Source organism: Pseudomonas sp. McL0111 (assembly GCF_052567255.1).
Genome location: NZ_CP199585.1, coordinates 2,685,517 through 2,711,284, shown reverse-complemented (window position 1 = coordinate 2,711,284; position 25,768 = coordinate 2,685,517). Strand labels below are relative to the sequence as shown.

23 protein-coding genes are annotated in these 25,768 nt (G+C 60.0%); 11 read left to right on the top strand and 12 right to left on the bottom strand.

The window, feature by feature from the left end:
- Window positions 1-34 precede the first annotated feature (34 nt).
- The 4 genes from ACTWLJ_RS12425 (at window position 35) to ACTWLJ_RS12410 (ending at window position 2,706) form a co-directional block, all read left to right on the top strand.
- Window positions 35-937 (top strand): chemotaxis protein CheV, encoded by a 903-nt coding sequence (locus tag ACTWLJ_RS12425; RefSeq protein WP_401220353.1) that lies wholly within the window; start codon window positions 35-37, stop codon window positions 935-937.
- A gap of 27 nt (window positions 938-964) precedes the next feature.
- The gene (locus tag ACTWLJ_RS12420; RefSeq protein WP_401220351.1) at window positions 965-1,423 is read left to right on the top strand and encodes a GNAT family N-acetyltransferase; all 459 of its coding nucleotides are present in this window, start codon (window positions 965-967) and stop codon (window positions 1,421-1,423) included.
- Between the two features lie 123 nt (window positions 1,424-1,546).
- Window positions 1,547-1,873 (top strand): hypothetical protein, encoded by a 327-nt coding sequence (locus tag ACTWLJ_RS12415; RefSeq protein ID WP_445181006.1) that lies wholly within the window; start codon window positions 1,547-1,549, stop codon window positions 1,871-1,873.
- An 83-nt stretch (window positions 1,874-1,956) separates the two neighbouring features.
- Window positions 1,957-2,706, top strand: a complete 750-nt coding sequence (locus ACTWLJ_RS12410) for a YkgJ family cysteine cluster protein (protein WP_445181005.1) — start codon at window positions 1,957-1,959, stop codon at window positions 2,704-2,706.
- Window positions 2,707-2,892: 186 nt separating this feature from the next.
- On the opposite strand, the gene ACTWLJ_RS12405 is transcribed toward ACTWLJ_RS12410, so the two are convergent.
- The 3 genes from ACTWLJ_RS12405 to ACTWLJ_RS12395 all read right to left on the bottom strand — a co-directional run bounded on the left by ACTWLJ_RS12405 (window position 2,893) and on the right by ACTWLJ_RS12395 (window position 4,161).
- Window positions 2,893-3,132: a hypothetical protein gene (locus ACTWLJ_RS12405; protein ID WP_445181004.1), complete on the bottom strand. Its 240-nt coding sequence runs from the start codon at window positions 3,130-3,132 to the stop codon at window positions 2,893-2,895.
- A gap of 113 nt (window positions 3,133-3,245) precedes the next feature.
- The gene (locus ACTWLJ_RS12400; protein ID WP_445181003.1) at window positions 3,246-3,551 is read right to left on the bottom strand and encodes a type 1 fimbrial protein; all 306 of its coding nucleotides are present in this window, start codon (window positions 3,549-3,551) and stop codon (window positions 3,246-3,248) included.
- Window positions 3,552-3,798: 247 nt separating this feature from the next.
- Window positions 3,799-4,161 carry a DUF6124 family protein gene (locus ACTWLJ_RS12395; RefSeq protein WP_401220338.1) on the bottom strand — a complete coding sequence of 121 codons (363 nt, stop codon included), beginning with the start codon at window positions 4,159-4,161 and terminating at the stop codon, window positions 3,799-3,801.
- A gap of 879 nt (window positions 4,162-5,040) precedes the next feature.
- Here ACTWLJ_RS12395 and ACTWLJ_RS12390 point away from each other — a divergent pair.
- From ACTWLJ_RS12390 to ACTWLJ_RS12360, 7 genes are all read left to right on the top strand, one after another.
- Window positions 5,041-6,201 carry an efflux RND transporter periplasmic adaptor subunit gene (locus tag ACTWLJ_RS12390; RefSeq protein ID WP_445181002.1) on the top strand — a complete coding sequence of 387 codons (1,161 nt, stop codon included), beginning with the start codon at window positions 5,041-5,043 and terminating at the stop codon, window positions 6,199-6,201.
- On the top strand, window positions 6,198-9,299 hold the full coding sequence (locus tag ACTWLJ_RS12385; protein ID WP_445181001.1) for a multidrug efflux RND transporter permease subunit: 3,102 nt from the start codon (window positions 6,198-6,200) through the stop codon (window positions 9,297-9,299). Before ACTWLJ_RS12390 ends, ACTWLJ_RS12385 begins: the two co-directional genes overlap by 4 nt.
- Before the next feature lie 9 nt (window positions 9,300-9,308).
- A complete protein-coding gene (locus ACTWLJ_RS12380; protein ID WP_401220330.1) occupies window positions 9,309-9,986 on the top strand; it encodes a heavy metal response regulator transcription factor in 678 nt (225 codons plus the stop codon).
- A complete protein-coding gene (locus ACTWLJ_RS12375; RefSeq protein WP_445181000.1) occupies window positions 9,976-11,340 on the top strand; it encodes a heavy metal sensor histidine kinase in 1,365 nt (454 codons plus the stop codon). Before ACTWLJ_RS12380 ends, ACTWLJ_RS12375 begins: the two co-directional genes overlap by 11 nt.
- A 319-nt stretch (window positions 11,341-11,659) precedes the next feature.
- Window positions 11,660-11,881, top strand: coding sequence for a hypothetical protein (locus ACTWLJ_RS12370; RefSeq protein ID WP_445180999.1), 222 nt, complete (start codon window positions 11,660-11,662; stop codon window positions 11,879-11,881).
- A 196-nt stretch (window positions 11,882-12,077) separates the two neighbouring features.
- Window positions 12,078-13,394, top strand: a complete 1,317-nt coding sequence (locus ACTWLJ_RS12365; RefSeq protein WP_445180998.1) for an OprD family porin — start codon at window positions 12,078-12,080, stop codon at window positions 13,392-13,394.
- 205 nt (window positions 13,395-13,599) lie between these two features.
- On the top strand, window positions 13,600-15,105 hold the full coding sequence (locus ACTWLJ_RS12360) for a sensor domain-containing diguanylate cyclase (RefSeq protein WP_401220319.1): 1,506 nt from the start codon (window positions 13,600-13,602) through the stop codon (window positions 15,103-15,105).
- A gap of 200 nt (window positions 15,106-15,305) precedes the next feature.
- Here ACTWLJ_RS12360 and lpxC read toward each other — a convergent pair whose 3' ends face one another.
- The 9 genes from lpxC to murD all read right to left on the bottom strand — a co-directional run bounded on the left by lpxC (window position 15,306) and on the right by murD (window position 25,766).
- Window positions 15,306-16,217, bottom strand: coding sequence for a UDP-3-O-acyl-N-acetylglucosamine deacetylase (lpxC, locus tag ACTWLJ_RS12355; RefSeq protein ID WP_093424909.1), 912 nt, complete (start codon window positions 16,215-16,217; stop codon window positions 15,306-15,308).
- 112 nt (window positions 16,218-16,329) lie between these two features.
- A complete protein-coding gene (gene ftsZ / locus ACTWLJ_RS12350; protein ID WP_445180997.1) occupies window positions 16,330-17,523 on the bottom strand; it encodes a cell division protein FtsZ in 1,194 nt (397 codons plus the stop codon).
- A 67-nt stretch (window positions 17,524-17,590) separates the two neighbouring features.
- Window positions 17,591-18,850 (bottom strand): cell division protein FtsA, encoded by a 1,260-nt coding sequence (gene ftsA, locus ACTWLJ_RS12345; RefSeq protein ID WP_123463152.1) that lies wholly within the window; start codon window positions 18,848-18,850, stop codon window positions 17,591-17,593.
- A gap of 15 nt (window positions 18,851-18,865) precedes the next feature.
- Complete coding sequence (locus ACTWLJ_RS12340; RefSeq protein WP_401221350.1) at window positions 18,866-19,732, bottom strand: cell division protein FtsQ/DivIB; 867 nt, start codon at window positions 19,730-19,732, stop codon at window positions 18,866-18,868.
- A 4-nt stretch (window positions 19,733-19,736) separates the two neighbouring features.
- Window positions 19,737-20,696 (bottom strand): D-alanine--D-alanine ligase, encoded by a 960-nt coding sequence (locus tag ACTWLJ_RS12335; protein ID WP_401221353.1) that lies wholly within the window; start codon window positions 20,694-20,696, stop codon window positions 19,737-19,739.
- Window positions 20,693-22,153, bottom strand: coding sequence for a UDP-N-acetylmuramate--L-alanine ligase (murC, locus tag ACTWLJ_RS12330; RefSeq protein WP_445180996.1), 1,461 nt, complete (start codon window positions 22,151-22,153; stop codon window positions 20,693-20,695). The genes ACTWLJ_RS12335 and murC overlap by 4 nt, the downstream gene beginning before the upstream one ends.
- Window positions 22,146-23,216: an undecaprenyldiphospho-muramoylpentapeptide beta-N-acetylglucosaminyltransferase gene (gene murG, locus ACTWLJ_RS12325; RefSeq protein ID WP_445180995.1), complete on the bottom strand. Its 1,071-nt coding sequence runs from the start codon at window positions 23,214-23,216 to the stop codon at window positions 22,146-22,148. The genes murC and murG overlap by 8 nt, the downstream gene beginning before the upstream one ends.
- A complete protein-coding gene (gene ftsW, locus ACTWLJ_RS12320) occupies window positions 23,206-24,423 on the bottom strand; it encodes a putative lipid II flippase FtsW (protein WP_445180994.1) in 1,218 nt (405 codons plus the stop codon). The genes murG and ftsW overlap by 11 nt, the downstream gene beginning before the upstream one ends.
- Window positions 24,420-25,766, bottom strand: a complete 1,347-nt coding sequence (gene murD, locus ACTWLJ_RS12315; RefSeq protein ID WP_445180993.1) for a UDP-N-acetylmuramoyl-L-alanine--D-glutamate ligase — start codon at window positions 25,764-25,766, stop codon at window positions 24,420-24,422. The genes ftsW and murD overlap by 4 nt, the downstream gene beginning before the upstream one ends.
- Between the last annotated feature and the right edge of the window lie 2 nt (window positions 25,767-25,768).

Sequence of the window (25,768 nt, the reverse complement as noted above, 5' to 3'; positions counted from 1 at the left end):
CCTCGCCCACCACCTTTTTCCACAGAAGGTTTATATGTCTTCCACCAAAGCCCGCGCAGATTCACTTTCGCTTCTTCTGTTTACCTTGCGCAGCGGCAAGCTGATGGCGATCAACCTGCTGAAAGTCAGTGAAATCATCCCCTGCCCGCCGCTGACCAAGCTGCCGGAGTCGCACCCGCACGTCAAAGGCATCGCCACTCTGCGCGGGGCCTCGCTGTCGGTGATCGACCTCAGTCGCGCCATCGGCGAACGTCCACTCGAAGACCCGAACGGCGGTTGCCTGATCGTCACCGACGTCAGCCGTTCCAAACAGGGTCTGCACGTACAAGCGGTGAGCAAGATCGTCCACTGCCTGACCACCGACATCAAACCGCCGCCGTTCGGCTCGGGCGGTGTGCGCTCGTACATCACCGGCGTGACCTCGGTCGACGGCACACTGGTGCAGGTGCTGGACATCGAAAAAGTCATTCACGCCATCGCCCCGACGCAAATCGAAATGGCCCCGACCGACCTGAGCATGGAAGACGCCGATGTACTCGGCAATGCGCGGATTCTGGTGGTCGATGACAGTCAGGTGGCGTTGCAGCAATCGGTACACACCCTGCGCAACCTCGGCCTGCAATGCCACACCGCACGCAGCGCAAAGGAAGCCATCGACTGCCTGCTGGACCTGCAAGGCACCGCACAACAGATCAACCTGATCGTCTCTGACATCGAAATGTCCGAGATGGACGGCTACGCCTTCACCCGCACCCTGCGCGAGACGCCGGACTTCGCCCACCTTTATGTGCTGCTGCACACCTCGCTCGACAGCGCGATGAACAGCGAAAAAGCACGACTGGCCGGGGCCAACGGCGTGCTGACCAAGTTCTCTTCGCCAGAGTTGACCCACTGCCTGATCGAAGCGGCCAAACACGTCGCCGCCCACGGTCACTAAGCCTTGAGTGCGACGTACTGTTTTTTGATGCGGCGTGATCTTCGAGAGGATACGCCGCCTATCTGCTTGCCTGACGGCATTCAACTCAGCACCTACCGCGTTGAACTGGCGCCAGCCGTGCATCAGCTGATGCAGCTTGGCTACCAGGAAGGTGGCGGTCGGGTGCCGGCACTGGACGTTTGGCAACAACGCTTCGAAAGCGATCCTGAATACGACCCGGCGCTGTGTTTGATTGCCAGCGATGCCGAAGGCGTGGTCGGTGTGGCGCAGTGCTGGACCAGTGCCTACATCAAGAATCTGGTGGTGCATCCACGGGCGCAACGGCTCGGACTGGGCCGGGCCTTGCTGCTGAATGCATTCAAGGTGTTTCAGCAACGGCGCGAAGGGTTTGTCGATCTGAAGGTACTGGAAGACAACCTGCGGGCGCAGCGGTTGTATGAAAGTGCCGGGATGTACCGGGTTCGCCGGGAGTTTGTCCCGGACTGACAGACCGCCATCGCCGTCCTTCACAAAACCTGTGGGAGCTGGCTTGCCAGCGATGGCGCCCTGAAGGACAACTTTCATCCTCAGGCATACTCCAACCTTGGCCACTATCAAGGATGCCCGACCATGAAAACCCTGACCCTCAGCCTGCTCTGCCTCACTGCCCTCGCCTCCCAGGCCCAAGCCTCCAGCCCCGACGCCTGGGCCGCCTACGACAAAACCGTACTCGCCAGTTGCACCAAGGCGAGCGGCCTGAAAAACGCCAAACCCGTCGGCAACGCCGCGCAGTTCGACGACCGGGTCGGCTACACCGCCCTGTTGCTGCAAGGCCAATACCCGCAAAAACACATGAAGGGCCAGCAAGGCACCGAGCTATGCCTGTACAACAAAAAGTCGAAAACCGCGTTCGTCACCGAGTGGGACTCGATCCGCCCGTCCGCCAAAGCCCAGTGAATGGCGCACAACTTGCTTCGATCAGGGCCTGCATGGCGGTTTTACGTCGCCGTTCCACCCCCTGATTGAAGACTGATCGCGCAATGAATACGACGTTTTCCTGCGTAGGCTGCGGCAAATGCTGCACCGACCACCATGTCCCCCTGACCCTGAGCGAAGCCCGCATGTGGGCGGCGGATGGTGGTCAGGTGATCGTGCTGGTCGAGGCCTTTCTGCCAAATGGCCTGGGCCTGCCGGAGCAACAACGCGAACACGCCGAGCGCCGCTCCCTGGTGGTCCGCAGCGGCGAGTCGCAGGCGCATGTGGCGATCACCTTCGCCGCCTATAACGTCGGTCGCTGTCGGAATCTTGACGAAGAAAACCTCTGCCGCATCTACGAGCGCCGACCATTGGTGTGCCGCATTTATCCGGCGGAAATCAACCCGCATATCCAGCTCAACCCGCAGGCCAAGGACTGCCCGCCAGAGTCCTGGCAGCAAGGTTCGGCGTTGATCGTTGGCGGCGAGTTGGTGGATCAGGAACTGATCGAGTTGATCCAGCGCTCACGCCAGGCGGATCGCGATGACATCAGCATCAAGGATGCGATTTGCGGCTTGCTCGGGATTCGCGTTACGGCGCTCAAGGGCGACGGGTTTGCTGCGTATCTGCCGGATATGCAGGCGTTTGCTGCGGTGATTGATCAGGTCGCTGCGCAGCCGTTGGGCGCCGAGCCTGGGGAGTGGTTGTTTCATGTGTCTGGTGAAGATGTCGCCGGGCAGGTGCTGGCGACCGGGGCGCAGGTGGTGACGGAGCCTGCTCAGACCTATGCGTTTATTTCGTTGCGGGCGGCTTGATCCGGATTTTGCAGTGACTGTTCTGGCCTCATCGCGGGCAAGCCACGCTCCCACAGGTCTTTCGGGTGTTCACAAATATTGTGTACGACGCAATTCCTGTGGGAGCGTGGCTTGCCCGCGATGGGGCCAGTAAGCACACCATCAATCCCGTTGCATCACAGTCGATGGCCGAAAGCAGGACAGAACTCAGCGCTTACCCATCGAACGACGGGTACCCGGTGGCGCCATGCCTGGGGTTTTGGTGTGACCGTTCTTGGCGCCGTTCTTGTACCAAGGCTGGTTCGAGTCTTTGGCGCCAGCCAGTTCACCCGGTTTGAACGGGAACTTGAAGGCCGGGATCGCAGCCTTGGTTTCGCCGGTTTCGGTCAGGTCGGCCGGGACATCGCTCACGGCGTCGTCAACCAGCGGTTGGTTTGGGGAAGTCATAAAAGCTCCGGAAAGCACAAAGTCGGGCCCGGTGAGTGAGCCGCGAAGGCGCGCAGTATACCTGCGCGCGCGCCGAGTCAGTATCGGCAGATTTGCACTGTTCGCCGAACGGCTTACAGGTAGGTGATGGTAACGATGCCTTTGTCGGTCGAGGTCTTCAGCGCTTGATACGTCACGGAAAACGGCAATTCCTGATGGCTGCACGCGTTGCGATAAGTGTCCACATCGAGCTTCACACCGGGCTGCAGTTCGATCTGACGCGAAGCACTTGAAGCCAGCGATCCGACACGCCCGACTTCACAACCGTTATCGACTATCTGACCGGTAAAACGGATCACGCCGGAAGAGGTTTGCGGCGCGGCAAATGCGGTGAGAGGCAGCAGGACGAGCACACTCGACAACAGGGCTTTCAAGTTCATGGCAAGACACTCCCGGAGAGATCCGCCCCACTGATTGTCAGGGCTATACCACTTGTATCCGCTGGTGAGGGCGGATCTTTAGGAGCGTAGTTGTTGCACCGGCCCAGAGTGCCCGTCAGGTGATGATCGGTGGTGGCTGTCAGGCCGTCATCGCTAGCAGGCTAGCTCCCACAAGGTTATGCGCCACCTTCAGATTGATGAGGAATCTGTGGGAGCTGGCTTGCCAGCGATGAACGATGACGCGGTCTCAGGTTTGCGGATCAACCCGATCCAGCGCGCGGTTAACTGCCAGTTCGGCGAGCATCACGATCTGCTGGATAGCCAGCGCGGTGCTGCGCTGAAAGCCGCTCAGTTCGCTGGCGAAATTACTGGCAAGGGCACTGGCGGAAGCCAACGATTCGTAGGCGTGGGCGAGCAGCGTTTCAGTGTCGATATCAGGGACAAGCATGAACATCGTGCTGGGGCTGTTGGCTTTTGGGCGTTCAGGGCTGAGGTAGAAATCGAGAGCGCGTTTGATGGCTTCGCGGTCTTTGATGAGATCTTCGGCGCGGGTGGCTTCGGTTTGCGGGATTGGGGTTTCTTGGGGTGGGTCGGGGATTAACTTATCCAAAGTGCAACTCCTGCTGATGCTGTAAAGGTAGCCATCGTTCGCCGGATCTCACGCGGCGAAGAGGTGGCAACTATGTGCGGGGTGAGATCCACCGGAGCAGGCAACCGGCCAGACCGAAGTCTGCCCGCACACAGCCGCCATAAAGCAGGCAGCAGATTGAGTCGGCGCCAATTATCGCGGCGTTGGCGCCAGTTGCAAGCATTCCGGGGATCTCACGCCCGATCGCTGATTGGCAGCGACAGCCAAAGACTAGAGAGCCCACGTCCGACGGACAACCTGAAAACCTTGTGGGAAGGTTCTGCAATTTATCCACACGCTTAAACATAAAAAATTGAAATACGCTCGTGTGCAGTCAGGAAAAACTTGGTCGGCTGTCAGGCCGCCATCGCGAGCAGGCTCACTCCTACAGAAGAGCAAAAGCCAACCGCGTCGCTTTTAACCACTCACAGAATGAGCGTTAGCTCGCCTGTAGCTCTTGATCTAAAGCGCCCGTCGGAAGGCTGAGTGGAGGGGTTCATCCGGGGGCTGGCGCGCAGCGCCGTTCGACGAAGTCGAACAGATCGAGAGGAGGTGCAGCGCAGCAAACCGTAGGCGATCCCCCCCGGATGAATCCCGGAGCGAAGGAACCCCGAGCCCCAGCGAGCGGGCCGTACGTCAGGGCAAAGCCTTTTTGGTTACTTTTTCGGCGTCTGGAAAAAGTGACCCGCCGTAAGGGCGGAACCCCAAGCAGCCATAACCGCAGCAACGGATATACACCCAAGCCCAAAGCCCAAAAGCCCAAACTGACAGCGCCGTCAGTTTACGGTCACCCTCCTGACCCCAAGACAGGTTTATAACTACCCAATCTGCCCAAACTCCATATCTTGGCGCCCCAATCGCATGCGAATCCAGAACAACAAAGCCCTGCTCGCCACCCTGGTCATAGCCCTCGCAGGCGCAGGCCTGTGGTATGCCCTGAAACCGGCGCCAGCCAAACTCGCCAGCCCGACCGCCATCCCCGTGCGCGTCGTGGCCGTCAGCGAAAAAGACGTCCCCCGCTACACCAGCGGCATCGGCTCAGTCCTCTCATTACACAGCGTGGTCGTGCGCCCACAGATCGACGGCATCCTCACCAAAATCCTCGTCAAGGAAGGCCAGTTAGTGAAGGCCGGCGACCTCCTCGCCAGCATCGACGACCGCTCGATCCGCGCCAGCCTCGATCAGGCACGCGCCCAACTCGGCGAAAGCCAGGCACAACTGCAAGTCGCTCTGGTCAACCTCCAACGCTACAAACTGCTCAGCGTCGACGACGGCGTCTCCAAACAGACCTACGACCAGCAACAAGCGCTGGTCAACCAACTCAAGGCCACCGCCCAAGGCAATCAGGCCTCGATTGATGCCGCGCAAGTACAACTTTCCTACACGCAGATCCGCTCCCCGGTCACCGGCCGCGTCGGCATTCGTACAGTCGATGAAGGCAACTTCCTGCGCATGACCGACACCCAGGGTCTGTTCACCGTCACCCAGATCGACCCGATTGCCGTCGAGTTCTCCCTGCCGCAGCAAATGCTGCCAACCCTGCAAGGCCTGATCAACGACCCGCAACATGCACAGGTCAAGGCCTACATCGGTGCCGACACCGACGGCGAAACCGGCAACCTGCTCGGCGAGGGCCATCTGACCCTGATCGACAACCAGATCAACGCCAACACCGGCACCATCCGCGCCAAGGCCGAATTCGATAACGCCAGCCAGAAGCTCTGGCCCGGCCTGCTGGTCACGGTAAAAATTCAGACAGCGCTGGATAAAAATGCGCTGGTAGTGCCGCCGACTGTCGTACAACGCGGTCTCGATCAGCACTTCGTTTATCGGGTCAACGGCGACAAGGTCGAAGCGGTGCAAGTGCAGATGGTTTATCAGGGCAGTGGCCAGGACATCATCAAAGGCGTGAAGGCCGGTGACCAGTTGGTGAGCGACGGCCAGTCGCGCCTCAAACCCGGTTCGACCGTGCAGGTGATGAGTGAACCGGCGCAGGTGGTGCAAGCGGAGCCCAAGCCATGAAGCAACACAAAGGGCTTTCGACGTGGTGCATTGATCACCCGGTCGCGACGATTCTGCTGACCTTCGCCCTGGTGCTGCTCGGCGTCATTGCCTTCCCGCGATTGCCGATTGCGCCACTGCCGGAAGCGGAATTTCCCACCATTCAGGTGTCCGCGCAGTTACCCGGCGCCAGCCCCGACACAATGGCCTCGTCGGTGGCCACGCCGCTTGAGGTGCAATTCAGCGCCATCCCCGGCATGACCCAAATGACCTCAAGCAGTGCCTTGGGCTCAAGCCTGCTGACCTTGCAGTTCACCCTCGACAAAAGCATCGACACTGCCGCGCAGGAAGTACAAGCAGCGATCAACACCGCTGCCGGCAAACTGCCCAAGGACATGCCGACGCTGCCGACCTGGAAGAAGGTCAACCCGGCTGACAGCCCGGTGCTGATCCTCAGTGTCAGCTCGACGCAAATGCCCGGTACCGAACTCAGCGATCTGGTGGAAACCCTGCTGTCGCGTCAGATCAGTCAGATCGATGGCGTAGGCCAAATCAACATCACCGGTCAGCAGCGTCCGGCAATCCGTGTGCAGGCTTCGGCAGACAAACTCGCAGCCATCGGCCTGACCCTCGCCGACATTCGCCTGGCGATCCAACAGACCAGCCTCAACCTCGCCAAAGGTGCGCTGTACGGCGAATCGAGTATTTCCACGCTGTCGACCAACGACCAGTTGTTCCACCCCGAGGATTACAGCCAACTCATTGTTTCCTACAAGGACGGCGCCCCGGTTCACCTGCGCGATGTCGCCAAAGTCGTCGACGGATCGGAAGATGCCTACGTGCAAGCGTGGGCCGGCGATCAACCGGGTGTGAACCTGGTGATCTCGCGCCAACCGGGGGCGAACATTGTCGAGACCGTCGACCGGATTCAAGCTGCACTGCCCGGTCTGGAAGCCATGCTGCCGGCCTCGGTACAGGTCAAAGTGCTGATCGACCGTACCCAGACCATTCGCGCCTCGCTGCATGAAGTGGAAATCACTCTGCTGATCGCGATCCTGCTGGTGGTGGCGGTGATGGCGCTGTTCCTGCGCCAGTTGTCGGCGACGCTGATTGTTTCGGCGGTGCTCGGTGTTTCGCTGATCGCCAGTTTCGCGCTGATGTATGTGATGGGTTTCAGCCTGAACAACCTGACGCTGGTGGCGATTGTCGTGGCGGTGGGGTTTGTGGTCGACGATGCGATTGTGGTGGTGGAGAACATCCACCGGCATCTGGAGGCCGGCGACGACATGCGCGAGGCGGCGATCAAGGGTGCCGGCGAGATTGGTTTCACCGTGGTCTCGATCAGTTTCTCGCTGGTGGCGGCGTTTATTCCGTTGCTGTTCATGGGCGGCGTGGTCGGGCGGCTGTTCAAGGAATTCGCGCTGACCGCGACGTCGACGATCATGATTTCGGTAGTGGTTTCGCTGACACTGGCGCCAACCCTGGCAGCGCTGTTCATGCGCAAACCGGTGCATCACGCCCACGACAAACCGGGGTTCAGCGAGCGCTTGCTCGCTTGGTACGAGAAAGGTCTGCGCCGCGCCCTCGCCCATCAGAAGCTGATGATCGGTGTGTTCGGTTTGTCTCTGGCTTTGGCGATTACTGGTTACATCTTTATCCCCAAGGGTTTCTTCCCGATTCAGGACACCGGGTTCGTGCTCGGCACCACTGAAGCGGCGGCGGATATTTCCTACGGCGACATGGTGAAAAAACACCTCGCCATGGCCGAAATCGTCGCAGCCGATCCGGCGGTGCAGGCATTCTCGCATTCTGTCGGCGTGTCCGGCAGCAACCAGACCATCGCCAACGGCCGCTTCTGGATCGCCCTGAAAAAACGCGGTGACCGTGATGTCTCGGCCAGCGAATTCATCGACCGTATCCGGCCGAAATTGATGAAAGTCCCGGGCATCGTTCTGTATCTGCGTGCCGGCCAGGACATCAACCTCAGCTCCGGCCCGAGCCGTGCGCAATATCAATACGTGCTCAAGAGTAACGACGGCGCGACCCTCGCCACATGGACCCAGCGCCTGACCGAAAAACTGCGTGGCATCCCGGCATTCCGCGACATTTCCAACGACTTGCAACTGGGCGGCAGCATCACCCACATCAGCATCGACCGCAGTGCGGCGGCGCGTTTCGGCCTGACCGCAAGTGATGTCGACGAGGCACTGTACGATGCGTTCGGCCAGCGGCAGATCAACGAATTCCAGACCCAGGTCAACCAGTACAACGTGATTCTGGAACTCGACACCAAGCAACGCGGCAAAGCCGAAAGCCTCAACTATTTCTACCTGCGCTCACCTTTGAGCGGGGAAATGGTGCCGCTGTCGGCGCTGGCGAAATTCGACGCACCGACCATCGGCCCGCTGTCGATTGCTCATGACGGCATGTTCCCGGCGGCCAACTTGTCGTTCAACCTCGCGCCCGGCGTGGCGCTGGGCGATGCGGTGATTCTGCTCAATCAGGCCAAGGCCGAAATCGGCATGCCGACCGCGATCAGCGGCAATTTCCAGGGTGCGGCGCAGGCGTTCCAGAGTTCGCTGGCCAGTCAGCCGTGGCTGATTCTCGCGGCGCTGGTGGCGGTGTACATCATTCTTGGCGTGCTCTACGAGAGCTTCGTGCATCCGTTGACCATCATCTCGACGCTACCGGCGGCAGGACTTGGCGCGGTGATCATGCTGTGGATCTGCGGGCAGGACTTTTCGATCATGGCGTTGATCGGGCTGGTGCTGCTGATCGGGATCGTCAAGAAGAACGGTATCCTGATGATCGACTTTGCGCTGGAGGCCCAGCGACATCGAGGACTGTCGCCGCAGGATGCGATCTTCGAGGCGTGCATCACGCGGTTCCGGCCGATCATCATGACCACCCTCGCCGCCCTGCTTGGCGCGTTGCCGCTGATGCTTGGCTACGGCACCGGCGCCGAACTGCGTCAGCCGCTGGGGATCGCGGTGGTTGGCGGTTTGCTGGTCAGCCAGATGCTGACGCTGTTTACCACTCCGGTCATATACTTGTGGCTTGAGCGTCTTTTTCACAGACCCAAACCTGCGCCCGTGCCGGCGCTGGCGACCACAGACTGAGGCAGGGTCATGCGCGTTCTGATTATCGAAGACGAGGAAAAAACCGCGGATTATCTACACCGCGGTCTGACGGAACAGGGTTACACCGTGGATCTGGCCCGCGACGGCGTCGAGGGCCTGCATCTGGCGCTGGAAAGCGACTACGCGGTGATCGTCCTCGACGTGATGCTGCCAGGCCTGGACGGCTTCGGCGTGCTGCGCGCATTGCGTGCGCGCAAGCAAACCCCGGTGATCATGCTCACCGCTCGCGAGCGGGTCGAAGACCGGATCAAAGGCCTGCGCGACGGTGCCGACGATTACCTCGGCAAACCGTTTTCCTTCCTTGAACTGGTGGCGCGCCTGCAAGCGCTGACCCGACGCAGCGGCGGCCATGAACCGGTGCAAGTCAGCATCGCCGACCTGTGGATAGATTTGATCAGCCGCAAGGCAACCCGCGCCGGTACGCGACTGGACCTGACGGCGAAAGAGTTTTCGCTGCTCAGTGTGCTGGCGCGACGGCAGGGTGAAATTCTTTCGAAAACTTCGATCGCCGAGATGGTCTGGGATATCAATTTCGACAGCGACGCGAATGTCGTCGAAGTGGCGATCAAGCGTCTGCGGGCCAAGCTCGACGGGCCGTTCGACGAGAAACTGCTGCACACCATTCGCGGCATGGGTTACGTGCTGGAGAGCCGTGGTGTCCAGTAATTCGATTGCCCTGCGCCTGAGCGGGATGTTCACGCTGGTGGCGCTGCTGGTGTTTCTGTTGATTGGCGGCGCGCTGTATCAGCAAGTGGATAAAGGTTTGGGGCTGTTGCCGGAAGCCGAACTGGATGCGCGTTACAGCGTGCTGGAATCGGCACTCAATCGCTTCGGTACACCGGAGCATTGGGTGAAGATCAACGCCAAGCTGAAACTGCTCGGTGAAGAAGACAAACGCATTCGTTTCTGGGTGGTCAGCGGTGATCCGGGCTACGAATATGGTGAGCCGAATGCGCTGATCCGTGCGTTCGCCCAAGGCCCGTTGGGCATGCGTGACTTGCAGCTGCCCGAGCATGCTTTTCCGTTGAAAGTGCTGCTGACCGAACTGCCGGCCAAGGATCAACGCCCGCCGCTGCGCTTCATGATTGGCATCGACACCGAAACCTTCCACGAGACTCAGCACAACTTGCTGATCGCATTAATAGGTCTGGCCATCATCGGTGTATTGATGGCTTCGGCGCTGGGTTATTGGGTGGCGCGGATCGGCCTCAAGCCGTTGATCAAGCTCTCGCAGGAAGCGCAGCGGCTGGCCCCGCCGTTGCGCGCCGGACGCCTGCGCATGTCGCCATTACCGCCGGAGCTTGCGCAGTTTGTCGACTCGTTCAACTCGACGCTGGAGCGGGTCGAACAGGCGTATTCGCGGCTGGAATCATTCAACGCCGATGTTGCGCATGAACTGCGCTCGCCCCTGACCAATCTGATCGGCCAGACCCAAGTCGCGCTGACTCGCGGACGCTCCGCCGAGCATTATTTTGAGGTGCTGCAATCCAATCTCGAAGAGCTGGAACGCCTGCGTTCGATCATCAACGACATGCTGTTTCTAGCCAGCGCCGATCAGGGCAGCAAGGCGACCAAACTGACGTCGACGTCGTTGGCGGATGAAGTGGCGACCACTCTCGAATATCTGGATTTCATTCTTGAGGATGCTCAGGTTCGGGTGCAGGTCAGTGGTGATGCTCAGGTGCAGATTGAGATCGCGCATCTGCGGCGGGCGTTGATCAATCTGTTGAGCAACGCGGTGCAGCACACCGAGCCGGGTCAGGTGATCGAGGTGCGGATTGATGTCGAAGAACATCAGGTGAGCATCGGCGTGGCTAATCCCGGCTCGCCGATTGCCAGCGAACATCTGCCGCGTTTGTTCGAGCGTTTTTATCGTGTGGATGCTTCGCGCAGTAACAGCGGGAACAACCATGGGTTGGGCCTGGCGATCGTCAAGGCGATTGCGTTGATGCATGGCGGTGATGTGTTTGTGCGCAGTGATCGCGGGATGAATACCTTCGGAATCCATCTCCCGGTCTGACTGCGATTTCAGGAATAAACGGAGCCAATTGTGGCGAGGGGATTTATCCCCGTTCGGCTGCGCAGCAGTCGCAAATCCTGTGTGCAAGGTCTGAAGGGATCTTTGAATCCGGAATTTTTGGAGCTGCTTCGCAGCCCTACGGGGATAAATCCCCTCGCCACAAGTAAACATACTTCCACAGACCTCAGCAGTTTCAGGAAGGGGTGATCTTTGCTCCCGCTGTAACAGTCATTTATGAAAATCACGCTGTTTCCCAACGTCCGGCGACCTTATCTTTGCCCGCACCAAACAGCACTTGCCAAGCAAGAAGGTTTTCCAGATGTCCAACAGTATGGGTATTGCCAGCGCTTTCGTTTTGTCCTCATTGATCCTGTCGCCCATGGCGATGGCGGAAGAATCGCAGTCGTTCGTAGCGCAAAACGCCGCTCGCGCTCAGGCATTCGAGCAGTATCAGACAGAAGTGATGGCCAAGACCCAAGGCGCCACACAAGCCCCGCAGGCCGCAACGTCCGAGATTCAAGCCACCGAGAAAGACAGCTGAGTCGCGTATCGCGCAACGTTTCCCTCGACGCGGTTGTTTGGCTCTTCCCGTTCAACCGTCGTCATTCCAGGCCGCTGACTTTCAGCGGCCTTTTTTCGTTGTGGTCTGAAAGCCGTTTGCTACGTCTTTTACAATAAGAAACATCCCGCACTTCAAAACATTGAAGTGTCAGCTGACCCAAGGAGCTCCACCGCAAGTGCGTTACCCAGTCAGTTTCACCCCGTTGTTCATTGCAATCGCCGCAACGATCGCCCCCGCAGCCCACGCCGACGAGCCAGAGAAACAGGGCTTCGTCGAAGGCTCGAGCCTCAACCTCAACGCCCGCAACTACTATATGAATCGCAACCGCATGCAGAAAGCGGACGACAACATCGAGTGGGGCCAGGGTTTTCTCGGCATCTTCAAATCCGGCTACACCGAAGGCACCGTCGGTTTCGGCGTTGATGCCCACGCCATGCTCGGGTTGAAACTCGATGGCGGTGGCGGTACCGATGGCTCGAGTATCCTGCCGATCAGCGATGGCAACGGCAAAGCGCCGGGTTCGTTTTCCACGGCGGGTGGCACGCTGAAAATGCGTGCGTTCGACACCGAACTGAAGGCCGGCGACTTGTTCCTCACCAACCCGGTGATTGCCGGTGGCGACAGCCGCATGCTGCCGCAGACTTTTCGCGGTGTCAGCCTGACCAACCACAGTTTCGATGGCTGGTTGATCGAGGGCGGTCAGGCGAGTTTCACCAAGCCTTACAACCAGAGCGGCCATCAGCGCATCGGTACTTCGTATGGCACGCTGGCCGACGGCGACGAAAGCCAGCACATCACGTGGGCCGGTGTGGCCTTCAGTGGCGTCGAAGGGCTGACCAGCAGCCTGTACGCCTCGGAACTCAAGGACATCTGGAACCAGTATTACTACGACCTGGACTACACCTGGGCGCTGAACGATCTGGTCAGTCTCAATCCGGGCCTACACTTCTATCACACGCAGGACACTGGTCAGGCGCGGCTCGGCGACATCGACAACAACACCTACAGCCTGCATTTCACCGTAGGCGTCGGCAGTCACAGCGTTACCGCCGCGTATCAGCGGGTCAACGGTAATACGCCGTTCGACTACATCAGCCAGGGCGACAGCGTCTACCTCGACAACTCGCAGCAATACTCGGACTTCAACGGCCCGAACGAGCGCTCGTGGAAGCTCAAGTACGCCTACGACTTTGCTGGCCTGGGCTTGCCGGGGCTGACCTCGTCCGTCTCCTACTCGCGCGGCACGCTTGATTTGACCAAGGTCGATCCGAACAGCAAAGGCTACTCAAACTGGTACAACGCCGATGGCCGCAACGCCAAACACCACGAGCGCGACATCGATTTGAAGTACGTGGTACAGAGCGGCCAGGCCAAGGATCTCGCGGTACGCCTGCAATGGGCGAACAACCGTGGCGGCAATGGCTATGGCGCGATTGATACGGACACAGATGAATACCGCGTAATCATCGACTACCCGATCAACGTCTTCTAAGATCAGCGCTACTCTGTCGTAATCGACACTGAACCTGTGGCGAGGGAGCTTGCTCCCGCTGGACTGCGCAGCAGGCCCCTGCTTTGGAAAGAGCATGGGGCCGCTTCGCGACCCGGCGGGAGCAAGCTCCCTCGCCACAATTGGTTTTTTTCATGCCAATGGTTTGGCAACTACGCTTATAAGACTCCCCAACCGATAGCCAATCATGATCGCGAGCCGTACCCCTCCCGTTTCGGGCAAGACCGGGCGCCCCGAACTGCTGCTGATCTGTGGCAGTTCGCTGACCGTCATCGCGATTCTGTGCATCGTCACTTTCCTGCTGATTCGTGAGCACGCCAATGCTCAGGACACGGCCACTCGCGGCGCTACGACGGTTGCGCAACTGATCGACGCTGATGTGTTGCGCACCGTCGAGCTATACGATCTGACCCTGCAAGGGCTGATCGCTGCCGCCCAGCGCGATGATCTGCAAACCGTGTCCCCGCAGATCCGTCATCTGGCGCTGTTCGACCGCTCCACCACCGCCCGTTTCAAGGGCGATATTCTGTTGCTCGATAAACACGGCGAGGTGGTTGCCGACTCATCGCGCATCGAACCGAAACCGGGCAACTTCGCTGACCGCGACTATTTCCTTGTCCACGCCTTCAATCGCGACGCCGGGATGTTCATCAGCCGACCATTCAAGACCCGTTGTGATTGCGACGAATCCGATCAGTGGCGGATCAGTTTCAGCCGACGGATTTCATCGGAGACCGGCGAATTTATCGGGGTTGCCGTGGCATCGATGAAGCTCGATTACTTCGACGAACTGTTCAACAGCCTCGACATCGGCAGCGACAGCACGCTGAACATCATCGACAACGACGGTTTGCTACTGGCGCAGAAGCCATACCTGCAAAGCGATTCCATCGGCAAGAGCTTCGCCAACCGCCCGAATGTGGTGCGCATCCTGCGCGACACCGATGGCAACGGCAGCTTCAGCAGCACGTCGAGCATGGATCACCGCCAGCGGCTCTATACCTACTCACGGGTCGGTAACCTGCCACTGATCGTGATCGTGGCGCTGTCCAACGACGAGGTGTTCGCTGTCTGGCGGCGGACCGCGATGCTGATCAGCGGCGCCACAGGCGTGTTGTGCATAGGCTTGCTGTGGCTGACCTGGCTGCTCGCCCGGGAACTGCGTTTGCGCCAGCAGGCCGAGCGCGAACTGGCGAAACTGGCTGCCACCGATGCACTGACCGGCGTGGCTAACCGCCGGATGCTCGACCAATACCTGCGCCATGAGTGGTTCCGCGCCCAGCGTTCGGGCAAGCCCTTGTCAGTGATGATGATCGATGCCGATCACTTCAAGCCGTTCAATGACCGGCATGGGCATCAGGCCGGTGATCAGGCGTTACGAGAGTTGGCCAAGGTGATTACCGCGAACGTGCGGCGCCCGGCGGATCTGGTGGCGCGTTATGGCGGCGAAGAGTTCTCGGTGATCCTTGCCGAAACCGACAGCCTCGGTGCGCAGCAGATCGCCGAGCATATTCGCGCGGCAGTCGAGCAGATGCCACTTGTAAAAGGTGCCGATGTACCGCTGACGGTGAGTATCGGTATCAGCACATGGACTTCGGCGAGCGAAATGACGCTGGAGCAGCTGATGTTTGCGGCAGACAAGGCGTTGTATCAGGCCAAGGAAAGCGGGCGAAACCGGGTTGTGGCTGGCTGAGTTTTGTCTGACCCCACCGGCCTCATCGCTGGCAAGCCAGCTCCCACAGGGTTTACTGTGTATTGCTGATCTGTGGGCAGCAAAGAAACCTGTGGGAGCTGGCTTGCCAGCGATGAGGTCTGCACAGCCAATACAAAATCTGCGGGCATAAAAAAAGGCTACCCGAGGGTAGCCTTCAAAAAACTAGAGAGGTTTTTTACTTACACCGCCGCAACCGGGCGCATGTAAGAGATTGGTGCGGTGCTGGCGTCATCGAACGTCACGACTTCCCATGCATCTGTCTGCTCAATCAACTTGCGCAGCAGCTGGTTGTTCAGTGCGTGGCCGGACTTGAAGCCCTTGAACTCACCAATCAGGCTATTGCCCAGCAGGTACAGATCGCCAATTGCATCGAGGATCTTGTGCTTCACGAATTCGTCTTCATAGCGAAGGCCGTCTTCGTTCAGTACGCCATCGGCATCAACCACGATCGCGTTTTCAACGCTGCCGCCGAGTGCGAGGTTGTGCTTGCGCAGGTACTCGATATCACTCATGAAACCGAAAGTACGGGCGCGGCTGACTTCTTTTACGAACGAAGTGCTGGAAAAATCCACGCTTGCACTTTGGGTGCGGTCCCGGAAAACCGGGTGATCGAAATCGATCTCGAAGCTCACCTTGAATCCTTCGAAAGGGACGAAAGTGGCGCGCTTGTCGCCGTCTTCCACTGTCACTTCACGCAGGATGCGGATGAATTTCTTGGGGGCGTCCTGTTCTTCCAGGCCTGCCGATTGAATCAGGAATACGAAGGGTCCAGCGCTGCCATCCATGATCGGGACTTCGGACGCGGAGAGCTCGACGTAGGCGTTATCGATGCCCAGGCCAGCCATGGCCGAGAGCAAGTGCTCTACCGTGTCCACTTTGACGTCGCCGTTTACCAGCGTGGTCGACATAGTGGTTTCACCGACGTTTTCCGCGCGGGCAGGGATCTGCACCACAGGGTCGAGGTCAGCGCGACAAAACACAATGCCAGTGTCGACAGGCGCAGGCTTGAGGGTCAGGTAGACCTTCTCCCCGGAGTGCAGGCCTACACCTGTGGCACGGATAATATTTTTCAGTGTGCGTTGTTTAATCATGGCTTGGGCCGCTTCAGCGCAAATTGCGAACTGGTATCAACAAAGGCTGGCGATAATAGCAGACCATGCCTTTGCTGAACACCAATCACCTTCATAGCCCTGATACATTCCATCAATCGGCCTGACGACGCAGGAAAGCCGGGATGTCCAGGTAGTCCAGGTCATCTTGCGGATTCATCTTCGCGGCAGTCGCAGCACCGGCCTGAGCCTGGTTGCGCATGACGGTCGGACGGTCCAGATCACGGTAGTTCACTGCGCCAGCTTCCTGACGAGCGGGTGCCGGTTGTTGCACCTGTGCAGCCATGGAGGTGTGAACGGTGTTGTCGATGACCTTCACAGGCTTCTCGATTTTCGCGCCCAGACCGGTAGCAACCACGGTCACGTGCAGTTCGTCGCGCATGTCCGGATCGATAACGGTGCCGACCTTGACCATGGCGTGCTCGGAAGCGAAGGCTTCGATGATGCTACCCACGTCGGAGTACTCACCCAGAGACAGGTCAGGACCGGCGGTGATGTTCACCAGAATGCCGCGTGCACCTTGCAGGTTCACGTCTTCCAGCAGCGGGTTGCGGATCGCCGCTTCAGTGGCTTCACGTGCACGGTTAGGACCGCTGGCGCAGCCAGTGCCCATCATTGCCATGCCCATTTCGCTCATCACGGTACGTACGTCGGCGAAGTCGACGTTGATCATGCCCGGACGCTTGATGATGTCGGAGATACCGCGAACGGCACCGGCCAGTACATCGTCGGCCTTGGCGAAAGCCGACAGCAGGCTGGCGTCTTTACCAAGGATGGTCAGCAGCTTCTCGTTAGGAATGGTGATCAACGAGTCGACGCTTTCGGAGAGCATGCGGATGCCTTCATCGGCGATCTGCATACGCTTGCGGCCTTCGAACGGGAACGGACGCGTTACGACAGCAACGGTCAGAATGCCCATTTCCTTGGCCACTTCGGCGATGATCGGCGCAGCACCGGTACCGGTACCACCGCCCATCCCAGTGGTGATGAACACCATGTTGGTGCCGGCCAGCACTTCAGCAATGCGCTCGCGGTCTTCCAGAGCAGCCTGACGGCCGACTTCCGGGTTCGCGCCGGCGCCAAGGCCTTTGGTCACACCAGTGCCTAGTTGCAGGATGGTCCGCGCACCGATGTTTTTCAGTGCTTGAGCATCGGTGTTGGCGCAGATGAATTCAACGCCTTCGATGTTGCTCTTGACCATGTGATTGACAGCGTTGCCGCCGCCACCGCCAACACCGATAACTTTAATTACCGGGCTTGCGGGGATGTTGTCTACGAGTTCGAACATTTTCCCTCTCCTTACATTCTCTAGTTTTTTCGCCTACTGCTTTTTGTTGCGGTGTTGCGGTAAAGCTTTAGAAGTTGCCTTGAACCCACTTCTTCAATCGGTCCAGCAACGGCGCCTGTGGCTCTTCGTTGCTGTAGCTGTCGCGGCTGCCGATGCCGGAGAACGAGACTCCGTCGGACTGCTTTTGCAGGCCGTACATCAACAGGCCGACGCCAGTGGAATAAATCGGGTTGCGCACTACGTCATCCAGACCTTTCACGCCGTGCGGCACACCGAGGCGTACCGGCATGTGGAAGATTTCTTCGGCCAGTTCAGTGGCGCCTTCCATCTTCGACGTACCACCGGTCAGGACGATGCCGGCCGGGATCAGGTCTTCGTAACCGCTGCGACGCAGTTCAGCCTGAATCAGGGTGAACAGTTCGTCGTAGCGCGGCTCGACCACTTCGGCCAGGGCCTGACGCGACAGCTCACGCGGTGGACGGTCGCCAACGCTTGGCACCTTGATGGTTTCGCCGGCACCGGCCAGTTTGGCCAGGGCGCAGGCGTAACGGATCTTGATCTCTTCGGCGTACTGGGTCGGAGTGCGCAACGCCATGGCGATGTCGTTGGTCACTTGATCACCGGCAATCGGGATCACTGCGGTGTGACGGATCGCACCTTCGGTGAAGATTGCGATGTCGGTGGTGCCGCCGCCGATGTCGACCAGGCACACGCCCAGCTCTTTCTCGTCGTCGGTCAGAACCGAGTAAGCGGACGCCAGTTGCTCAAGAATGATGTCGTCGATTTCCAGACCGCAGCGACGCACGCATTTTTCAATGTTCTGTGCGGCGTTGACGGCGCAGGTCACCACGTGAACCTTGGCTTCCAGACGTACGCCGGACATGCCCAGTGGTTCGCGAACGCCTTCCTGGTTATCGATCACGTAATCCTGCGGCAGGGTGTGCAGCACGCGCTGGTCAGCCGGGATCGCCACGGCCTGGGCCGCGTCGAGTACACGCTCAAGGTCAGCCGAGCTGACTTCGCGATCACGGATCGCCACGATGCCGTGGGAGTTCAGGCTGCGGATATGGTTGCCGGCCACGCCGACAAACGCCGAGTGAATGCGGCAGCCGGCCATCAGCTGGGCTTCTTCGATCGCACGCTGAATCGATTGCACGGTGGATTCGATGTTCACCACCACGCCTTTCTTCAGGCCGCGGGACGGATGGGTACCGATCCCGACGATTTCCAGCGTGCCGTCGTCCGCAACCTCGCCTACCAGCGCCACCACCTTGGAGGTGCCGATATCCAGACCGACGATCATTTTGCCGCTTTGCACGTTTGCCATGGGTCCTGCCTCTTCTTAATTCTTTGCGACAGCGGGTTGGGCTGTCGTCGGCGCTACAGGTTCCCGCCAGCCAACGGCGAGGCCGTTGGCGTAGCGCAGATCGATGCGCGCAATGTTCGTAATCTGGTCTTTAAGCGTCTTGTCATAGATAGCGATGAAGCGGCGCATCTTTTCCACCAGGTTGCCGCGTCCCAGCAGCAACTCGATTCCGGGGCCGGAGCTGCCGGCTCCAGTGGTCAAGAACCAGCTGCCGCGTTCACGCAATTCCAGACGTGCAATCGAGAAGCCCATCGGCCTGAGCATCTGGCTCAACACCTGGTATTGCTGCATCACTTGCTGCTGGGCCCGTTGTGGGCCGAACAGCTGTGGCAGATGTTCGTAGTTCGCCAGTTCCTTGGGCGTAAACGCCTGGCCCTGGTTGTTCAGCAAAGACTCGTCGCCCCAACGGGCCACCGGCAGTTGCTCTTCGAGGCGGATCACAACTTGATCCGGCCAAACCCGACGCACTTCGGCGTGGGCGATCCATGGCATCTGCTCAAGCTCGGTACGCATGGCCGCCAGGTCGATGGTGAAGAAGCTCGACGCTGTGTACGGAGCGATCCGCTGCTGCACCGCTTGCTGACTGATGTAACTCAGGTCGCCCTGCACCGCGACTTTGGTGATCGGCCGGTCGGCGTACGGCAGCAAACGCTGTGCGCCTTCGTAGGTACCAAAGCCGAGCACTACCAGCAGCACCGGCCAGAACAGACTTTTCAGAAAACCGAAGTTGGCTTTCGGCAGGCGCGCGGACATCGGCTCTTTCGCCACCATTCGGCTGGCACCCCGCGGCACCGGCTTGCGGCCGGGTGCGGGTGGCTGATGTCTGAGCTGTGCGCCTTGCATCGTCTTAACCTCGAACGTCTTCAACACTGGCGGCCAGAATGGCCAGAACCAGTTGCTGGAAATCCAGACCGGCAGCACGCGCTGCCATCGGTACCAGACTGTGATCGGTCATGCCCGGTGCGGTATTCACTTCCAGGAACCAGAACTTCCCTTCGGCGTCCTGCATCACGTCTGCCCTGCCCCAACCGGCGATACCCAGCGCCTCACAGGCCTTGGCCGTGAGATCCATGAGTTCCTTTTCCTTGGCTGCGTCGAGCCCGCACGGGATTCGATACTGGGTATCGTTAGCCACGTACTTGGCGTCGTAGTCGTAGAACGTGTGCGGTGTACCCAGGGCGATTGGAGGCAACACCTGGTCACGCAGGGTGGCGATGGTGAACTCCGGACCTTGAATCCATTGCTCGACCAACACTTGCGAATCGTAGGTACTGGCCGCTTTCCATGCGTCGACTAGCTCGGACGCGGAATTCACTTTGGCCATACCGATACTTGAACCTTCATTGGCCGGTTTGACGATCAAAGGCAGGCCCAGTTCCGTCACCGCCGAAATACAATCGGCTTCGTTGCGCAGCACGGCGTGACGCGGCGTCGGAATCCCGAGGCTGTGCCAGACCTGCTTGGTGCGCAGCTTGTCCATGGCCAGCGCCGAAGCGAGGATGCCGCTACCGGTGAACGGAATACCTGCGCATTCGAGCAGGCCTTGCATGCTGCCGTCTTCACCGCCACGACCGTGGAGAATGATGAAAGCGCGATCAATTTTTTCGCTCAGCAGACGCTGCAGAAAATCCTTGCCCACATCGATCCCGAACGCATCCACACCAGCGCTTTGCAGCGCCTCGAGCACGGCGTTACCGGATTTCAGCGAAACCTCACGCTCGGCACTCATCCCGCCGAACAGCACGGCGACGCGGCCGAAGTCTTTCGGCGCGATAGTGGAAAACAGATTGGCGTAGGCAGCAGTCATTTCAACTTCCCCTCGACCGACGCCGCCACGGCGCCAGCGAACAACTCACTTTTCAACAGCTTTGGTGCGAGACCGCCGATATCACCGGCGCCCTGACACAACAGAATGTCGCCGGCCCGCAGCAGCGGTTTGACCAACGGCGCCAGATCGACGCCACGCTCGATGTAGATCGGATCGAGCTGGCCGCGCTGGCGAATGCTGTTGCACAACTTGCGGCTGTCGGCACCCGGGATCGGCTCTTCGCCGGCCGGATAAACTTCCATCAGCAGCAGCACGTTGGCGTCGGCCAGTACATTGACGAAATCGTCGTACAGGTCGCGGGTGCGGCTATATCGGTGCGGCTGGTAAACCATCACCAGACGACGGTCCGGCCAGCCACCTCGTACGGCTTTGATCACGGCTGCGACTTCGGTCGGGTGGTGACCATAGTCGTCGACCAGCATCACGCTGCCGCCATCCACCGGCAGTTCGCCGTAGACCTGGAAGCGTCGACCAACACCCTGGAATCCGGACAGGCCCTGCACGATGGCTTCATCGCTGACGCCTTCGTCGGTGGCGATGCAGATGGTTGCCAGTGCATTGAGCACGTTGTGATTGCCGGGCATGTTCACCGACACATCCAGTGGCTCACGATCGGGACGCAGCACGGTGAAGAAGGTCTGCATGCCCTGTTGACGAACATTGATCGCACGCACGTCGGCTTCTTCGCTGAAGCCGTAGGTCACGGCCGGGCGCTTGACCAGCGGCAGGATTTCACGCACCACCGGATCGTCCAGACACACCACCGCCAGACCGTAGAACGGCAGGTTGTGCAGGAACTCGACGAAGGTTTTCTTCAATACATTGAAGTCGCCACCGTAGGTCGCCATGTGGTCGGCGTCGATGTTGGTAACCACGGCCACCAGCGGTTGCAGGTGCAGGAAGCTTGCGTCGCTTTCATCGGCTTCGGCGATCAGGTAGCGGCTGGTGCCGAGCTGGGCATTGGTGCCCGCAGCATTCAGACGGCCACCGATAACGAACGTCGGGTCCAGGCCACCGGCAGCGAACACCGAAGCGATCAGGCTGGTGGTGGTGGTCTTGCCGTGCGTACCGGCGACGGCGATGCCGTGGCGATAACGCATCAGTTCGGCGAGCATTTCGGCACGCGGCACCACCGGAATGCGGCGCTCAAGGGCGGTGGCAACTTCCGGGTTGGAGGTGTTGACGGCGCTCGAGACTACCAATACATCAGCGGTCGCGGCGTTCTCGGCGCGGTGGCCGATAAAGATTTTTGCGCCGAAGGATTCCAGACGCTCGGTAACCGGCGACGCCTTGAGGTCGGAACCGGAGACTTCATAGCCCAGGTTCAACAACACTTCGGCGATCCCGCACATGCCCACGCCGCCGATACCGACGAAGTGGATGCGACGGATGCGGCGCATTTCTGGTTGTGGCATGGCTTTCTGATTCTCAACCATGGGCCACCTCCAGACAGGTATCGACCACGCTGCGGGTGGCTTCGGGTTTCGCCAGACGGCGGGCCGCTTGGGCCATTTCTTCGAGTCGTTGCGGTTGCATCAAGACCTCTGTCAGGCGCGCGGCAAGATCCGCGGCACCAGTCGTTCTTTGCGGCATCAGGAAGGCAGCGCCTTCACGGGCCAAATATTCGGCGTTGCGGGTCTGGTGATCGTCGATGGCGTGGGGCAAAGGCACCAGCATCGAGGGCAGACCGGCAGCAGCCAGCTCACTGATGGTCAGCGCGCCAGCGCGGCACACCACCAGGTCGGCCCAGCCATAGGCTTGGGCCATGTCTTTGATGAAAGGCTGCACTTGCGCCTCGACGCCAGCTGCGCGATAGCGCTCTGCGGTCACTTCATCGTGGTTTTTGCCGGCCTGATGGAACACTTCCGGACGCAAATCGGCAGCGACTTGCGACAGGGCTTCAGGCAGCAACTTGTTCAACGGCTCTGCGCCAAGGCTTCCGCCCAGGATCAGCAAACGCGCCTTGCGACCGGCCAGAGCCTGTCGCGGTGTTTCGAGGAACAGCTCGCTGCGCACCGGGTTTCCGGTGGTACGGCGGGTGTCCGACACAGTAAAGGTGTCGGGGAATGCTTCACACACCCGGGCGGCGAACGGCACCAGCAACCGATTGGCGGTACCGGCCACGGCGTTCTGCTCGTGAACGATCACCGGCACACCGGACAGTTTCGCGGCCAGGCCACCAGGGCCGGTCACATAACCGCCGAAACCGACGACGCAGACCGGACGCAACCGACGAATGATCGCCCGTGCCTGCCAGACCGATTTCAACAGCATGAACGGCGCCTTGAGCAGCGACAGCTTGCCCTTGCCGCGCAGACCGCTGGCGTTGATGCGATGCAGCTCCAGACCGGCAGCCGGCACCAGATCGTTTTCGATTCCGCGTGGCGTGCCGAGCCAGTGCACGGTGTAACCGCGCGCCTGAAACTCGCGGGCACAGGCCAGCGCCGGGAACACGTGGCCGCCAGTGCCGCCAGCCATGATCAATACGTTAGCGCCCATGATTCGACTCCTCGGCGAAGTCGCTCTCCTGGAACTCCATCTCCTCACTGCCCAGGTGGGTTCGACTCTCCCACTCGATCCTCAGCAACAGGCCAAGGCAGGCGCAGCAGATCACCAACGAACTACCGCCATAACTGAGGAACGGCAGGGTCAGACCCTTGGTCGGCAGCAGGCCGACGTTCACACCGATGTTGATCAGGAACTGGCCGATCCACAGGAACGACAGACCGTAGGCAACATAAGCCGCGAAGAACTGCTTGGCCTTCTCTGCCCACAAGCCGATGTACATGCCGCGAATACACACGAAGACGAACAGTGCGACGGTCAGCAGCGAACCCACGGCGCCCAGTTCTTCAGCCAGTACCGAGAACACGAAGTCGGTGTGTGCTTCCGGCAGGTAGAACTGTTTCTGCACGCTGTTGCCCAGGCCAACGCCAAACCATTCGCCACGACCGAAGGCGATCAAGGCTTGCGACAGCTGATAACCGGCGCCGAACTGGTCGGCCCACGGGTCGGCGAAGTTGGTCAGACGCGCCATTCGATACGGCTGCATCTGGATCAACAGCACCACGGCCCCGACCGCCAACACCACCATCAGCGAGAACCGGAACAGCCCGACCCCGCCAAGGAACAGCATCGCCGCGGCCGCGCCCATCATTACGACGGTGGCACCGAAGTCCGGCTCCATCAGCAACAGGCCAGCCATTGGCAACAGCACGATGAACGGCTTGAAGAAGCCCATCCAGCTCTCGCGCACTTCTTTCTGGCGACGCACCAGATAACCAGCGAGGTAGATCACCACGAACACCTTGGCGATCTCGGACGGCTGAACGTTGAAGAAGCTGAACCCGATCCAGCGCATCGAACCGTTCACTTCACGGCCGATCCCCGGGACGATCACCATGATCAGCAAGCCGAACGCACCAATCAGCATCAGCCAGCCGAGGCGTTGCCAGGTGGCAATCGGAATCATCATGGTGACGACGCAAGCGCCCAGACCCAGCACGATGTAGATCAGGTGGCGAGTCATGTAATACAGAGCGCTGCCCGACTGCGCTGCGGCCACTTCGGTCGATGCCGAGGCGATCATGACCAGGCCCAGGCCGAGCAGTGCCAGGCAACCGGCGAGCATCGGGAAGTCGAGGTCGATGCCGCGCCCGGTAATGATCGGCGACGGATACGGTTTGATGATATTGCGCAGGCTCATGCCAATTCCTCCACGGCGCGGACGAACTGGTGACCACGGTCTTCGTAATTCTTGAACATATCGAAACTGGCGCAGGCCGGAGACAGCAGCACCACATCACCCGGTTGGGCGGCAGCACGGCATTGCTCGACGGCATCGGCCAGCGAGGTGGCGCGAATCAGTGGCACGGCATCGCCGATGGCGTCGCCGATCTTGTCGCTGTCGCGGCCCATCAGGACCACGGCGCGGCAGTTGGCCGCCACCGGATCACGCAGGTCCTTGAACTCGGCACCCTTGCCGTCGCCGCCGGCAATCAGAATGACCTTGCCGTCGATGTCCGCTCCCAGCCCTTCGATGGCAGCCAGTGCGGCGCCAACGTTGGTGGCTTTGGAATCGTTGTAGTAAGCCACGCCGTCCAGATCACGCACCCACTGGCAGCGGTGTTCGAGGCCGGCAAAGTTGCGCAGCGCCGAGAGCATCGCGTCGAACGGCAGGCCGACCGCATGGCCGAGCGCCAGCGCCGCAAGGGCGTTGGACTGGTTATGGGCGCCACGTACCTTCAGCTCGCGCACCGGCATCAGGTTCTGGAATTCGAAGGCTAGGTATTTCTCGCCATTCTCTTCGCGCAGACCGAACGCCTTGAAATCCGGTTTGGTCAGGCCGAAGGTCCAGCATGGCTGGCCCTCGCCGATCAGCGGACGGCTGAGCGCATCCTGACGGTTGACCACGAACTGCTTCGCACCACGGAAGATCCGGTGTTTGGCCAGGTGGTACGCCGGCAGACCGCTGTAACGATCCATGTGGTCTTCGCTGATATTGAGCACGGTCGCCACTTCAGCGTTGAGCTGGTCAGTGGTTTCCAGTTGGAAACTCGACAGTTCCATCACGTACAACTCGATGTCGTCGCGCAGCAGATCCAGCGCCGGAGTGCCGAGATTGCCGCCCACTGCCACACGTTTGCCGGCCGCAGCCGCCATCTCGCCGACCAGGGTGGTGACGGTGCTCTTCGCGTTGGAACCGCTGATGGCCACGATCGGCGCCTGCGCGTTACGCGCGAACAGCTCGATGTCACCGGACAGTTTCACGCCACGGGCAGCGGCGGCTTGCAGGGCCGGGGTCGCCAGTGCCAGACCGGGGCTCACGTAGAGCTCGTCGGCACGGCAGAGGAATTCGACGTCCAGCTCGCCACAACGCACTTCCACGTGCGGATAGTCACGCTTGAGCGTGGCCAGTTCCGGTGGATTTTCCCGCGTGTCAGCCACGGCAAACGACGTGCCCCGGTTCGCCAGGAAGCGAACCAGGGACATGCCGCTCTTGCCGAGGCCGACAACGATGCGGAAGTGGTCAGAAGCGATCAGAGACACTC

Excerpts from the sequence above, each read along its gene's own strand:
- ACTWLJ_RS12370 (WP_445180999.1), top strand. The coding sequence starts at position 11,660 with ATGTCCAACAGTATGGGTATTGCCAGCGCTTTCGTTTTGTCCTCATTG.
- ftsW (WP_445180994.1), bottom strand. The coding sequence starts at position 24,423 with ATGAGCCTGCGCAATATCATCAAACCGTATCCGTCGCCGATCATTACC.
- ACTWLJ_RS12420 (WP_401220351.1), top strand. The coding sequence starts at position 965 with ATGCGGCGTGATCTTCGAGAGGATACGCCGCCTATCTGCTTGCCTGAC.
- ACTWLJ_RS12380 (WP_401220330.1), top strand. The coding sequence starts at position 9,309 with ATGCGCGTTCTGATTATCGAAGACGAGGAAAAAACCGCGGATTATCTA.
- ftsZ (WP_445180997.1), bottom strand. The coding sequence starts at position 17,523 with ATGTTCGAACTCGTAGACAACATCCCCGCAAGCCCGGTAATTAAAGTT.
- murC (WP_445180996.1), bottom strand. The coding sequence starts at position 22,153 with ATGGTTGAGAATCAGAAAGCCATGCCACAACCAGAAATGCGCCGCATC.
- ACTWLJ_RS12405 (WP_445181004.1), bottom strand. The coding sequence starts at position 3,132 with ATGACTTCCCCAAACCAACCGCTGGTTGACGACGCCGTGAGCGATGTC.
- murG (WP_445180995.1), bottom strand. The coding sequence starts at position 23,216 with ATGGGCGCTAACGTATTGATCATGGCTGGCGGCACTGGCGGCCACGTG.
- ACTWLJ_RS12335 (WP_401221353.1), bottom strand. The coding sequence starts at position 20,696 with ATGACTGCTGCCTACGCCAATCTGTTTTCCACTATCGCGCCGAAAGAC.
- ACTWLJ_RS12385 (WP_445181001.1), top strand. The coding sequence starts at position 6,198 with ATGAAGCAACACAAAGGGCTTTCGACGTGGTGCATTGATCACCCGGTC.
- ACTWLJ_RS12400 (WP_445181003.1), bottom strand. The coding sequence starts at position 3,551 with ATGAACTTGAAAGCCCTGTTGTCGAGTGTGCTCGTCCTGCTGCCTCTC.
- lpxC (WP_093424909.1), bottom strand. The coding sequence starts at position 16,217 with ATGATTAAACAACGCACACTGAAAAATATTATCCGTGCCACAGGTGTA.
- ftsA (WP_123463152.1), bottom strand. The coding sequence starts at position 18,850 with ATGGCAAACGTGCAAAGCGGCAAAATGATCGTCGGTCTGGATATCGGC.
- ACTWLJ_RS12410 (WP_445181005.1), top strand. The coding sequence starts at position 1,957 with ATGAATACGACGTTTTCCTGCGTAGGCTGCGGCAAATGCTGCACCGAC.
- ACTWLJ_RS12415 (WP_445181006.1), top strand. The coding sequence starts at position 1,547 with ATGAAAACCCTGACCCTCAGCCTGCTCTGCCTCACTGCCCTCGCCTCC.
- ACTWLJ_RS12425 (WP_401220353.1), top strand. The coding sequence starts at position 35 with ATGTCTTCCACCAAAGCCCGCGCAGATTCACTTTCGCTTCTTCTGTTT.
- ACTWLJ_RS12340 (WP_401221350.1), bottom strand. The coding sequence starts at position 19,732 with ATGCAAGGCGCACAGCTCAGACATCAGCCACCCGCACCCGGCCGCAAG.
- ACTWLJ_RS12360 (WP_401220319.1), top strand. The coding sequence starts at position 13,600 with ATGATCGCGAGCCGTACCCCTCCCGTTTCGGGCAAGACCGGGCGCCCC.
- ACTWLJ_RS12390 (WP_445181002.1), top strand. The coding sequence starts at position 5,041 with ATGCGAATCCAGAACAACAAAGCCCTGCTCGCCACCCTGGTCATAGCC.